Source organism: Psychromonas ossibalaenae ATCC BAA-1528 (assembly GCF_000381745.1).
Taxonomy (GTDB): domain Bacteria; phylum Pseudomonadota; class Gammaproteobacteria; order Enterobacterales; family Psychromonadaceae; genus Psychromonas; species Psychromonas ossibalaenae.
This window is the reverse complement of sequence record NZ_KB906993.1, coordinates 1-11,760: the sequence shown is the minus strand read 5'-3', so window position 1 is coordinate 11,760 and position 11,760 is coordinate 1. Positions and strand designations below refer to the sequence as shown.

The window sequence follows — 11,760 nt, the reverse complement described above, 5'->3', positions numbered from 1 at the left end:
CACCAGCTATACGTTATATATTCTGCTATTATCGCCATCCCAAGTATTTCATTACAGATATTGTCTGTTTTATGTGATTTTATTTATAGGATATTGTTTTATGAGTCTTGCCGACAAAGTATTAGCTGTTAATAATGATCTTCCAATTCGTTCTGACAAACCAGTCCACAGCGGTAAAGTGCGTTCAGTCTACTGGCTGACCGAAGAAGACAGCAAACGTTTAATCATAGAGAAAGGTTATGATGTTGCTCCCGATGCACCACTGGCAATTATGGTTATCAGTGACCGCATCTCAGCATTCGACTGCATCTGGCATGGTGAAGACGGTATGAACGGTGTTCCTGGTAAAGGTGCCGCACTTAACGCGATTTCGAACCATTGGTTTAAACTGTTTAAAGAACAAGGTCTTGCTGACAGTCATATTCTCGATATCCCTCATCCCTTTGTATGGATCGTTCAGAAAGCTAAGCCTGTTATGATTGAAGCTATCTGCCGTCAATACATTACCGGCTCTATGTGGCGTTCATATGAAAAAGGTGAACGTGAATTCTGCGGTATCAATATTGCTGAAGGCTTAAGTAAAGATCAAAAACTGCCTGAATTATTAATTACTCCTTCAACTAAAGGTATACTTGAGGGTATTCCAGGTGTTCCTGCTGTTGATGATGTTAATATCACCCGCAAAAACATCGAAGATAATTTCGAAGCATTTAACTTTACAACTGCTGATGACATCTGCTTTTATGAAAAACTGCTAAAAGAAGGTTTTGATGTTATCAGTGATGAACTTGCTAATATTAATCAAATTTTTGTTGATACTAAGTTTGAGTTTGGTTATGTAAACGACAAAGCAGGTAATGAAAAACTTATCTATATGGATGAAGTAGGCACGCCGGATTCATCTCGTATCTGGGATGGTGCAGCTTATGCTGAAGGTAAAATTGTTGAAAACTCGAAAGAAGATTTCCGCCAGTTATTATTAAATCATTTCCCGGATCCCGATATTCTGCTTAACAAAGACCGTATGGATGAACGCTCTGCTTTAGCACGAGACAATGCCCTGCCGGCCGAAGTGTTAATGAAAATATCAGCAACCTATACGGGTATCGCAGAGAGAATAATTGGTAAAAAAATCGAACTTTCTGCTAATCCGAAAGCCGAAATAATTGAAATTCTGCGTAATGAATATAACCTGATAGATTAATATCAATTAGCCAAATTAATTGGTCTGTTTTTAACTGGATGTGAGATTTTAGCCGCGCAATACAAGCGGTAAAGCTGAAGGCACACTTCCAAAAAAAACGTAAAATTAAGCGGATTGCTATATTTAAACAGCAGCTAAGCAGGAGTTATCTCCTGCTTTTTTATTCTAAGGGGCATTATATGAGCGGATGGACAGTCATTTTAATAATCAGTGTAGTGTTAGGCGTTATATTCAGTAATCTGATGGTGCTGAAATACACTGCAAAAATGAAAATGTCCCGAGATGTTAAAAGCGATACTGAAAAAAAGAATAATCAGCAGGCGCATGAAACTGAACACCAGAAAACCGCAGATAAAAATAACCGCTCTAATTAAAAACTACCACTTATTGAATTCAGCAGTATCAGTGTTTTACTCCCGATTTTAGGTAAAACAAATGCACACTGTAATCAAAAAACCACGATTTATTGCCAGCTATCCTTTGGCAAGAGCTTCGCGTATTTGTAGATGTTTGGCTATGGCTTTGCAGTCACCTCAATGAAATATACCTACAACGTGTGCCCTCCTGATACCTTGATAACTTCTCCTGTGATCCACCGAGCCTGATCGGAGGCAAAAAATACCGCTGCATCTGCAATATCTTCCGGTTCCCCAATCCGCTGCAATGGTATTCTCTCACTAAGTTCCTGCTCTGATTCTGCCGAAATATATCCCGACTGTGTTGGTCCAGGAGCAATTGCGTTCACTCTAATACCCAACGGCCCAGTCTCAATGGCTACACTGCGCGTAAATGCTTCAATAGCAGCCTTACTTGCTCCGTAGTTGATTTGGCCTGAAAAAGCCTGGGCCGAATCCGTACTCAAATTAATAATGCAGCCTCCTTTGCGCCCTTGTTCTTCGAAACGCCGTACAAATTCAACCATCATTGACAACGTACCACCGACATTAACATCAAACGTCTTGCGATAGGTCGATAAAGAAGCGGTGAAGATAGTATCCAGCTCCTGGTATGCTGCAGCATTGTTGATCAAAATATCGATGGGGCCGGCATTTCTTTCACCCCAATCGAACAGTTGCAATAATTGCTCCGGATCAGTTAAGTCAGCTTCAAATGCTTCCACCCAACCTCCTTCGTCTTTGATACTATTCACTATATCTGCCCCCCCCTCAGCGCGTCTGGCATGATAAAAGTGCAGACCTGCTTCAGCAGCCTGCGCAGCGTCTAGTTGAGCAATACCGAATTCTTCAGGGGAAAGCCGGAGATACGTTAACAGAACCTTTGCCCCCTGACGGGCAAAAGCCTTAGCAACTGCTGCTCCGATGCCATAGAAGTTGTTTGCGCCTGTGATCAGAACAACTTTCCCTTTCAATTTTGGATCAATCATTGATACCTCTCTATTGCATTTCCTTAAACGTAAACACTGGCATACAAACGATGCGTAGAGTGATGCATCGTATTGACTCATTTACTGGACGAAGCAGCTGCGCGACAGAGCGCCCTCTGTATCCAAACTTTTTTCAGTCACAAAAACTGAACATACCCACTGGTTTATTTAAACTAAATCAATAAGTTAAGATTTTAAACCTCTGGGTTATACTGGTCAAGTCTAACCATACACCTGACTTTGTAAATTTTAATAGATATAACCCGCTCTGATTCCTTACTTGAACCTTTGGCTTTTCTCTAATTTATTCAAACTCAAAATTAATACCATTTCGCTTAATAAAGTGATCAGAGTTTGCGTAGGAAAAATGACCAGATACTTAGGCGGATTGGTATAACACCTGCCCCTCCAGATTCTACAAAATTATAGTCAATTTTACTTAGCTACATCAGTTACGCACTGCTTCGATGAACCTATGGTTTTTGTATAGCGGTCGAAGAATTATTTATAGTCAATTTTACTTAGCTACATCAGTTACGCACTGCTTCGATGAACCTATGGTTTTTGTATAGCGGTCGAAGAATTATTTAGTGTTCAGTGATAATGCTTGTTTTCTGAAAGCAGCTAATATATATATCTATCATTTTAATAATTGACGTGTGTAGGTGAAAGGATTGAGTGAAAACAAAGAGTCACATTTAGTACCCGGACGAGAATGTGGAGAATGTACAGCCTGCTGTGTTGTGCTTCTAATTGATGATGAACATTTTAAAAAGCCTGCCGATCAAGTTTGTGCAAATTTGATGGAAAAAGGCGGCTGTAAGATCTACTGTAACAGGCCTTCTGTATGTCAAGACTGGTATTGCGCATGGCGTTTCATGGCACAACTAGACGAAAGCTGGAGGCCGGATCGCTCTGGGATCTTGGTACGTTCAGACGAAAACGGCATTATTTTTCAACCAATACGTGACCCTAAAGTCGTCTTAACCAATGAGCGCGCAATCGAGTTAATTGCAGGAGGAGTAGCACAAGGTATTCCAATGTCTATGTCCATTCCTACTCGAAAAGGATTTCGTAGTTATGGTATGTCTATCAATGAACCATTAGAGGATGCTGTGCAGTCTAGAAGCCTTGTTGTGATTCAAGACAAAATGGTTGAGCTGATTGAATTCTCATCAGCGCAAAATACAACGTTAATTCCCATTATTGCGCGTGACTGTAAATAATCAGACATATTTTCTTTGCTGCGCTAATATTAATTTTTATTTCGTCAGTTAGTGCAGCGGTCAGTATGACCTCAGTTAAAAGTTATTATTCAGCAGAAAACGGCATCAGAGTCGATTTAAATATCAGAGCTACGGAAATCATTATATTTTCAAGCTTGTAAATTTTGAGCCGAAATATTAATGTTATGCACAAGGAATGGAGAAGTTTTGCACCCGCTTCAGGATCAAAGCGAGCGTAAATCAGAAACGCCAAAAACATATTGGTATCCATTGGATGCAATTCAAACAGTTCAGATAAAAATCCACCTTCTTAGGAGATGGATTTTTCACTTTCGACTGCTGTACTAACCGCGTAATACAAAGGCGAGGCTGAAGCTTCACTACTTATATTAACCGGATTGCTGTTAGATACTTACTTGCTTCAAAACTTCATCTGAAAATGAGAGCACAGTAAACGTGCCTTCTTCATACAAGCCGTAGCTGGCGGCATAACCTTGTTTAGGAAAAGTAATCGAACCTGGATTGAAGATAAACTGATCTCCGTTGTGCTCCGCCACGGGGATATGCGTATGGCCATGTGCAATCACGTCACCCGCTTTTAGCGGCGGCCGATGTTCACTGTTGTAGATATGGCCATGGGTCAAGAAAATACGAGTACCGCTTTCCAGCAAAATCCATGAGTAGGTTTCAAGCATAGGGAAGTTAAGCAGCATCTGATCAACTTCGCTATCACAATTACCGCGTACAGCCAGTATTTGCTCACTATAATTATTTAGAAGCTCTGCAGCGGCCGCTGGCTGGTATCCTTGCGGAATCGGGTTTCGGGGTCCATGATTTAATAGATCACCTAAAATCACCAGATAGTCAGCACCTGACGCTTTGTACTTTTCCAGCACGAGTTCAGTCGCGGGTAATGAACCATGCAGGTCCGAGGCAAAAAACAGTTTCATATGGGTAGTCTCCTAAAAATTATAGTCCCATTTTACAGTCTTAAGCATCCAGCGCCATACCGTTTAACACGATATTGTTGTAACTCACCATTCCAATAATTTTGCCGTCTTCAATAACTGGGGCACGACTAACCCTAAAGCGTTCAAACAATCGAGCACAATGTTTCACTTTCATATCTGGTGAAACAGACAGAGCGGGTTTAGTCATTATTTCATAGATATTAGTACGCTCAACAGAGCGGTTCTGTGCTAGAACTTTCTTGGCAATATCATTCATCAACACAATACCATATTCATCATCATCATGACGCTTATTCACAATTAATGCTTTAACAGTATTCAACCGTGCTAATCGAATACCTTCTTCAACAGTAGTCACTCCATCTACCATCACATAGGTGTTGGCCATGACATCTTTCACTCTAATAATTTTATGCACCTTCATAGCTCGTCCTCTACTATCTTCGTTAATGTTTCTACCTGATGCGCAACTCCGACCGCATCTTCTATGTCGATTTGAATGGCAATACCTCGCCCGGACTGCTGATCAAACTCACCAACGTTATCGATTCGTTCTAATATGTGCCGGGATAAGTGTTCTTCTACCACAAATAATAAAACGTCTTTTTGAACATCCAAAGTCAGACCAAAAAAGGTCTTTTTTTGATTTAACCCTTCCCCTCTTGCATTATTAATTACAGTTGCGCCGGTCGCTCCTGCTGAGCGCGCAGCATCTAAAACGGCATCTGTCTTTGTATCTTCTACAAAGGCAATGATTAGTTTAAAGCGCATTATCATTCTCCTTAGAACCTGATCTTGAGTTTAGCCATTGCGTAATTTGGGCGTATGCCATTACGGATATGATTGGGAACAGGCTTGCAAATGCGATTAATCCAAAGCCGTCAATAACCGGATTTCGTCCCGGAACGGTGGAGGCTAAGCCTAACCCCAATGCCGTCACTAATGGAACTGTCACCGTAGATGTTGTAACACCACCAGAATCATACGCGAGCGCTATGATCTGTTTTGGCGCAAAGTACGTTTGAATAATAACCACAACATAACCTGCCATAATGTAATAATGAATAGGATCACCAACAACTATCCTGTAACTGCCTAACGAAATTCCAATCGCGACACCTAATGCCACAGCCACCCGCAAACCAGTAACACTAATGGCACCGGCAGAAACCTGATTGGCTTTAATAGCCACAGCAATTAAAGCAGGCTCGGCAATAGTTGTACTAAATCCAATGGCGAATGCGAACAGATAAACCCAATAATAATCAATCCAGTGCAGAGACTCTGTGATGTCATCTTTAAAAGAGTAAAGAAATTCGGGTGCAGTCAGCTGTTCGGCCATGGTTTCACCCAATGGAAAAAGTGCTAGTTCTAATCCTAATAAAAACAGAGACAGCCCTAGGATTACATAGAAAAAACCCAATACAACAGTTGTCAGGTTTGCGATTGGTTTTCTTAACACTACCAGTTGAAATCCGAAAATGATGGTTGCAATAGGAATAACATCGACCACAGTGCTGAGAAACGTATCGATGAACTGCGATGGACTTATCATGATAAAACCATCCCATAAATCATCACAAACATCATCGGCAGCAGCGAGGCAAATGCAATTAAACCAAATCCGTCTAGCATAGGATTTCGGCCTTTAATTGATGATGCCAGCCCAACGCCTAAAGCGGTTACCAGAGGAACGGTAATTGTAGATGTAGTCACTCCACCGGAATCGTAAGCAATACCGATAATGGTTTCAGGAGCAAACCAGGTAAGTATCACGACGCCGACATACCCCCCAATAATCATTACATGAATAGGCCAGCCTTTAAGAATACGAACCACACCTAATACAATCGCAATACCGACAGAAAGTGCTACCGTTACTCTCAATCCATTGGCGTAATCATCCATTTGTTCAAGCGTATGCGGGATCACCCCGCCTTCAGCAGCAACTTCTGCTGCTTCATAAGCCACAGCGGTCAATGCAGGTTCAGCTATAGTGGTTCCAAAACCTAAACAAAATGCGAACAATATTAACCAGGAAATACTGCCTTTGCGGGCGAAAGCTTGTGCCATGCTTTCTCCAATGGGAAATAATCCCATGTTTAAACCGAAAATAAAGAATGTCAGCCCCAGCACGACAAAAAGCAGACCGAAAAGAATGGATAATATATTTGGAAGAGGCTCTTGTAACACAACCAATTGAAAGAAAGCGATTACGCAGACTATAGGTAGAAGATCAACCAAGCTTCCCAGCATTGCTTTAAATAATGCCTTCAGTGCTTTCATGATTCCCTCCTTTAGAATATTCTCCTATTCTTAGGTTGGTCAAATATTATAATCTCGTCCATTAATATCTCATTTTTTTTGCATAAATGAGATATTTAGCTCGATTAATCAGTTAGGTATATCTCCAACAACTTTTTTGAACAGGTGTTAATAAGAATACGGTCGATGCAAAAAACGCAGGTGAAAGAAACTGACAAGATGCTAACGGGGGATCTGGTCGACTGTAGAGCAAGTCTAAAATAGCAACTTCAATTATAACGGCGGGTCTTGTGTAGATAATGCTCCTGCACGTTCAAACCCAGCTCAAGAATCTGGTCATTTCTATTTTAAAAGAGCTGTTGTTCATATCTAAATATAAAGCACCTTCGTTTTTTTAAAATGAAACCTTATCACTTACACCTCTAAATATACTGCTGATAATAGAGTAAATACCAACGCTTGCTTATCAGGGTTTTATAAGTATTTTGTCAGGAACTGACAGTGAATTAAATTCCCATGGCGCTCTTGTATGCCATCATTTAGTTAGATTTCCAGTTGATGCGGCTAAAATTTTCATAACAAAGCTCGATGTTAGGCATCTACAATTGTGATGTTTTCATATTGCCTTATCTGACGCACGTTCATTAGTTTCACCTTTTCCCGATTTAGGGTAATTTCTAGGTTAGTTAATAAAAAATCAGCCTTCCCTGTGCTGATTTCTTATATTCAGCCCTTTTATTGAACTAATAGATGGTTAACTTCTTGAACTGATTTATCTACTGAACTTTTAACTTCTTTGTCAGTAAAGATAATCTGTTCCAACATCTGCGTCATGCTGCGCTGTACTGCAACCGTCTCCGAGGTAACCGCAGAAGGGATCGCGACATCAACATATTCAGCAAACCCTTTTGCTAACGGGTTATTTTCAAAATAGTCACTAAAGATCGGGTTGCTGATCAAATCACCGCGAGCCGGCGGCTGACTAGTTGCTTTTAACCACTCTAAATCGAACTTAGGATTGGAATAAACCCAGTTAATAAACTTCCATGCATCATCCTGCAAGTCTGACGACTTAAACAAAACTAACCCCTTACTGTCTGCAAAAGTGGCGGCTTTCTGATCTGATGTGGCGCTCTTAGTCGGAATCGGACCCAGCTTGATTTTTTTCAATATCTCAGGATACTGTAGCTCATAACGAGAAATGTTCCAAGGCCCTTGTATCGCACCGATTAGCTTCCCCGTCGTCAACGGGTCAGTGGCTCCAAAGTCATAGCTCGCCCATTTATTAGCAAACATATGATCTATAAACTCTAATACTTCTAAACCCGATTCGTTTACGCTTGAGCGATTGAAGGTAACGGAAAGGCCTGTGCTAAAACCGGCTTAATTCTGCCCGCACTATGTAGCACACGATACTTAGAGAAACCATTTCGTCCCATTTGGTTTTCCACATTCGCGGGATGTCTATCGATCATATCAAGGTCAACATCTGCTCCTTGAGTAACGGCAAAGGCCTTATACACCTGGCTGATTTGCTAATTGCCTCCGATGTGTTTTTGATAAAACACTTTATCCACGCCGCTTAATGGGAAGTCCGTGTATCTCCCGACCTCAATATATCCTAACTGTTCATAAAATTTGGGTGCTTGAAAAGTAAAAGTATCAAGATAAACATTTGAAATGCCGCAAATTACAGCCTCTTGTTCTATTCGTTTTATCAGTTCACTTCCGATACCATTTCCGCGAATACTCTCTGAAAGCCAAAGGTACTTGACATGTAATGAAGTGAATAACATTTGCCCTGTAAGTCCGCCTACCGTTTCTCCAGTTTTGTCGCGAACAAATAAGCCAAAATTTTTTTCATCAAGATCAGGGAAGTTAGGCCCATTAAATTCCACTAAACCATTATAAATGGCTGATATCTCTTTTTCGGAAGGTGATGATATAAAATCAATTTTCACTGATACCTCCATACTGTTAGGAAACTCACACCACATTAAGCACTGTTTTCCGTCCGTTTACACTTCTGCATACACGTATTTGATACAAATATCCCGCTTCAAACTCGTTGTAGGTTTTGCATTTTAGTTGCCAGCCTAAACTTTGAGCTACTTTAATACTGACTATGTTATCTGAGGCTATAAATGCTTTAACTTGACTAAAGTCTGTTGTAGGAGACAGCTTTTCAATTGCCATGTTACAAATGACTTTAGCTAAGCCCTTCCCCCAGTATTTGCTACGAATGAGGTATCCAAAATCTAACTCACCATCAATTTCCTTTAATCCGCAAAATCCAACAAACTCTTTCGTTGCTATATGACGGAATGCAAACCTTGAAGGTGTTTCAAGTTCGTGAAAAAACCACTGTTCAAATTCATCATCTGTTAGTGCGCGTCTTGGCCCCAAATATTTCATGGCTTGATCATCTTGGAGCAAGTCGAACACGCAATTTCGATCACTTTCAATCAATTCAGAAACTTCGACTTTGTGCATTCAACTGTTTTCCCGTTTAAAGCTCTTGTAAGCAATACTTTTAATTTTGCACATTAAACTCCTTCAATGCCGAAAGTGCCATTTCAGCTTTAGACGATTGTACAAAAATATGATCGTGATAGTAAGCTGCTATCACGTTAGCACTGATGCCTTTTTCTGATAACTTACTTGAAACTGAAGCAGTTAAGCCAACAGCTTCAAGGCTTGAATAAACAGTTAAAGTAATTTGACGAAATGAACCTTCAAATTGAAGCCCTGCATTTTGAGCTTCACATTTTTCTAAAACTAAAGTTAATCCTTCAGCTTCGAAAAAGGTTGCAACTGGATTAAATGAGGCATAATCAACTAAAGAGCCAGAAACTGTACAAAACACAAATTCTGGTTCTAATAACTCTGGTTCCATCGACTTTAATAATTCATCTAGCTCTGTAATTCCTGACATACTTATCACCTCAATAGTAACGCCCACATTACGTGGACTAAAATAGCGGGTTCGTATCCCACTTTTTCAGTTCCGTTTAAGGCCTGGTATAGATTTTTATGCGTCTTACTTTATTAAAATATTGCTTGGCTTTACGAGGTTTTGCTGAAACGACAGCAATGAACGAGGCCTTTTCAAAATATCCATTATGTGAAAATGGATTAATTTCTATTGCTATGAACGCATGAATGAATTTCGCCATTTCGTTTCATACCTAGCTGTAATTTGTCTGCTTGAAAATTCTTGTTATGTGTACATTGTATAAATTTTCTGGTTTTAGTTATTCAACTGCAACTACCGGCTTCGAAAAGAAAACGAATGGAATAGCTAAAGGCCCCACAATTAATGAAACTAACACCCAAAATAGGATTTTAGCTTTACGATGTTTCGCTACGTAATAACACAAAATAATACTGATTAAATTTATAATTATTAAGACTGCCATTTACATTTCCTTCAATTAATTGGTAATTAATACTTAAATTTAGTATCCGATTATAGGTACCAACGCCGCAATAAACGGCTAATGCAGTTGGCTATAATTTGTGATGAAGAACAAAGCCAGTCGTGCTTCGCTATGCTCACAGGACCTAACCTTATTAGTTATGCTTACACTGACAAGTATCCAAACCTAGCTAAATAATGCCAAACTTTTTTAATATCTTGTTCATCATATCCTCGTTCAGTTACAGCTAAACCCAATAATTTAGCATTAATTTTACCGCCTTCAGCTAAATCCTCGATACTCAGGATGAAGCCTCATTTGCTCGATACTCAATTCATAGCCATTATGCCATTTAATCGGCACATTTAATTTAAGCGCATACGCTTCGACAATACTAGAACGGTAAATAGGATCTAAAACCAAGCATTCGATATCTTCTTTTAAGGATATAACTCCGTGTATATGAGCCTCGATATAATCGTCAAGTAAGTCGTGACTTGACGAAGATGCCTTTTTAATAAGTGCATTCAAACGATCAGATACAGCGAAATCTTCTGGTTCAAAATAACTATCAGGATAACAGAAAGTCGTGCGTTCAGCAGCATGTGGTTTTAGCTGAAAATAAGCGGAACCAAAGCGAGGCGAAGCGCCCATTTCATAGAAACGAAAATTCACAGCACCATATTTAGGTCTGAATTTATTTGGTGCATTGTCATAAGCTCCGTCAAAAACCTTTTGCTCCCATGACCATCGTTCACCACCAATATGAGCCGTTAAACCACCATTACTGGTACCTGTCTCAAACTGAGATTTCAAAAAACCATCGTTAGCGATAGCAAGAAGTAGAGGCTTATTATTAGATGTATAACGATCTGGGTGAAAGTTAATCGTGACCGCATAACTCGTAGACGCAACCTCTCCTTGGGATTTCAATCGTACATTTTCAATTGCTTGTTCTACAAACTTTGTATCCACAATCTCTCCTAGTTCTAGAAAATCGTGGTAGAGTGATCTGTTACCAGACCGACCCCACACAGATCCGGACGTGCGGAACTACCGCATCCGGCTCTTCAGTTATATATTCGCTCGTGTAAAACACGACCCTAGTACCAGTCGACAAGAATATTTCGCTTGTTGACTTTCAGTACCTCAATTTGAAAATACGTTAACATCTTCTTGAAATTACTCCAGTTATAACTTTGCCGGCCACTTCGTCTGTTCAGCCATTTATACAGAGTATGCAGTACATAACTAAACAAATGCGATAAGCTTCGACTGTTATCGGGTAATC

14 protein-coding genes and 1 pseudogene are annotated in these 11,760 nt (G+C 40.1%); 3 read left to right on the top strand and 12 right to left on the bottom strand.

What is annotated here, in order from left to right; all coding sequences use genetic code 11:
* The first annotated feature begins 100 nt into the window (after nt 1-100).
* Together G327_RS0113520 and G327_RS0113515 are read left to right on the top strand one after the other, a co-directional pair.
* Entirely contained in the window at nt 101-1,204 is a 1,104-nt protein-coding gene (locus G327_RS0113520; protein WP_019615324.1) for a phosphoribosylaminoimidazolesuccinocarboxamide synthase, read from the top strand.
* Between the two features lie 179 nt (nt 1,205-1,383).
* Nucleotides 1,384-1,578 (top strand): DUF2897 family protein, encoded by a 195-nt coding sequence (locus G327_RS0113515; RefSeq protein WP_019615323.1) that lies wholly within the window; start codon nt 1,384-1,386, stop codon nt 1,576-1,578.
* Between the two features lie 173 nt (nt 1,579-1,751).
* Here G327_RS0113515 and G327_RS0113510 read toward each other — a convergent pair whose 3' ends face one another.
* Complete coding sequence (locus G327_RS0113510; RefSeq protein WP_019615322.1) at nt 1,752-2,588, bottom strand: SDR family NAD(P)-dependent oxidoreductase; 837 nt, start codon at nt 2,586-2,588, stop codon at nt 1,752-1,754.
* A gap of 665 nt (nt 2,589-3,253) precedes the next feature.
* Here G327_RS0113510 and G327_RS0113505 point away from each other — a divergent pair.
* Nucleotides 3,254-3,814, top strand: coding sequence for a hypothetical protein (locus G327_RS0113505; protein WP_245542694.1), 561 nt, complete (start codon nt 3,254-3,256; stop codon nt 3,812-3,814).
* Between the two features lie 404 nt (nt 3,815-4,218).
* Here G327_RS0113505 and yfcE read toward each other — a convergent pair whose 3' ends face one another.
* From yfcE to G327_RS27195, 11 genes and pseudogenes are all read right to left on the bottom strand, one after another.
* Nucleotides 4,219-4,764 carry a phosphodiesterase gene (gene yfcE / locus G327_RS0113495; RefSeq protein WP_019615319.1) on the bottom strand — a complete coding sequence of 182 codons (546 nt, stop codon included), beginning with the start codon at nt 4,762-4,764 and terminating at the stop codon, nt 4,219-4,221.
* A 40-nt stretch (nt 4,765-4,804) separates the two neighbouring features.
* Entirely contained in the window at nt 4,805-5,209 is a 405-nt protein-coding gene (locus tag G327_RS0113490) for a CBS domain-containing protein (protein ID WP_019615318.1), read from the bottom strand.
* Complete coding sequence (locus G327_RS0113485) at nt 5,206-5,556, bottom strand: P-II family nitrogen regulator (RefSeq protein WP_019615317.1); 351 nt, start codon at nt 5,554-5,556, stop codon at nt 5,206-5,208. Before G327_RS0113485 ends, G327_RS0113490 begins: the two co-directional genes overlap by 4 nt.
* Nucleotides 5,546-6,340 (bottom strand): DUF1538 domain-containing protein, encoded by a 795-nt coding sequence (locus G327_RS0113480; protein WP_019615316.1) that lies wholly within the window; start codon nt 6,338-6,340, stop codon nt 5,546-5,548. Before G327_RS0113480 ends, G327_RS0113485 begins: the two co-directional genes overlap by 11 nt.
* Nucleotides 6,337-7,071: a DUF1538 domain-containing protein gene (locus G327_RS0113475; RefSeq protein WP_019615315.1), complete on the bottom strand. Its 735-nt coding sequence runs from the start codon at nt 7,069-7,071 to the stop codon at nt 6,337-6,339. The genes G327_RS0113480 and G327_RS0113475 overlap by 4 nt, the downstream gene beginning before the upstream one ends.
* A gap of 714 nt (nt 7,072-7,785) precedes the next feature.
* Entirely contained in the window at nt 7,786-8,346 is a 561-nt protein-coding gene (locus G327_RS24715; protein WP_019615314.1) for an extracellular solute-binding protein, read from the bottom strand.
* A gap of 239 nt (nt 8,347-8,585) precedes the next feature.
* Nucleotides 8,586-9,011 (bottom strand): GNAT family N-acetyltransferase, encoded by a 426-nt coding sequence (locus tag G327_RS0113465; RefSeq protein WP_026339356.1) that lies wholly within the window; start codon nt 9,009-9,011, stop codon nt 8,586-8,588.
* 25 nt (nt 9,012-9,036) lie between these two features.
* Nucleotides 9,037-9,543: a GNAT family N-acetyltransferase gene (locus tag G327_RS0113460; protein WP_019615311.1), complete on the bottom strand. Its 507-nt coding sequence runs from the start codon at nt 9,541-9,543 to the stop codon at nt 9,037-9,039.
* A 40-nt stretch (nt 9,544-9,583) separates the two neighbouring features.
* Nucleotides 9,584-9,985 (bottom strand): ACT domain-containing protein, encoded by a 402-nt coding sequence (locus G327_RS0113455; protein WP_019615310.1) that lies wholly within the window; start codon nt 9,983-9,985, stop codon nt 9,584-9,586.
* A 766-nt stretch (nt 9,986-10,751) separates the two neighbouring features.
* Nucleotides 10,752-11,444 carry a DUF3626 domain-containing protein gene (locus tag G327_RS25680; protein ID WP_019615307.1) on the bottom strand — a complete coding sequence of 231 codons (693 nt, stop codon included), beginning with the start codon at nt 11,442-11,444 and terminating at the stop codon, nt 10,752-10,754.
* 128 nt (nt 11,445-11,572) lie between these two features.
* Nucleotides 11,573-11,760: pseudogene (locus tag G327_RS27195) on the bottom strand (group II intron reverse transcriptase/maturase); the annotation flags it as partial.

What these genes read in the sequence shown, in the direction of transcription:
- G327_RS0113520 (WP_019615324.1), top strand. Translation starts at nt 101, where the DNA reads ATGAGTCTTGCCGACAAAGTATTAGCTGTTAATAATGATCTTCCAATT.
- G327_RS0113515 (WP_019615323.1), top strand. Translation starts at nt 1,384, where the DNA reads ATGAGCGGATGGACAGTCATTTTAATAATCAGTGTAGTGTTAGGCGTT.
- G327_RS0113510 (WP_019615322.1), bottom strand. Translation starts at nt 2,588, where the DNA reads ATGATTGATCCAAAATTGAAAGGGAAAGTTGTTCTGATCACAGGCGCA.
- yfcE (WP_019615319.1), bottom strand. Translation starts at nt 4,764, where the DNA reads ATGAAACTGTTTTTTGCCTCGGACCTGCATGGTTCATTACCCGCGACT.
- G327_RS0113490 (WP_019615318.1), bottom strand. Translation starts at nt 5,209, where the DNA reads ATGAAGGTGCATAAAATTATTAGAGTGAAAGATGTCATGGCCAACACC.
- G327_RS0113485 (WP_019615317.1), bottom strand. Translation starts at nt 5,556, where the DNA reads ATGCGCTTTAAACTAATCATTGCCTTTGTAGAAGATACAAAGACAGAT.
- G327_RS0113480 (WP_019615316.1), bottom strand. Translation starts at nt 6,340, where the DNA reads ATGATAAGTCCATCGCAGTTCATCGATACGTTTCTCAGCACTGTGGTC.
- G327_RS0113475 (WP_019615315.1), bottom strand. Translation starts at nt 7,071, where the DNA reads ATGAAAGCACTGAAGGCATTATTTAAAGCAATGCTGGGAAGCTTGGTT.
- G327_RS24715 (WP_019615314.1), bottom strand. Translation starts at nt 8,346, where the DNA reads ATGTTTGCTAATAAATGGGCGAGCTATGACTTTGGAGCCACTGACCCG.
- G327_RS0113460 (WP_019615311.1), bottom strand. Translation starts at nt 9,543, where the DNA reads ATGCACAAAGTCGAAGTTTCTGAATTGATTGAAAGTGATCGAAATTGC.
- G327_RS0113455 (WP_019615310.1), bottom strand. Translation starts at nt 9,985, where the DNA reads ATGTCAGGAATTACAGAGCTAGATGAATTATTAAAGTCGATGGAACCA.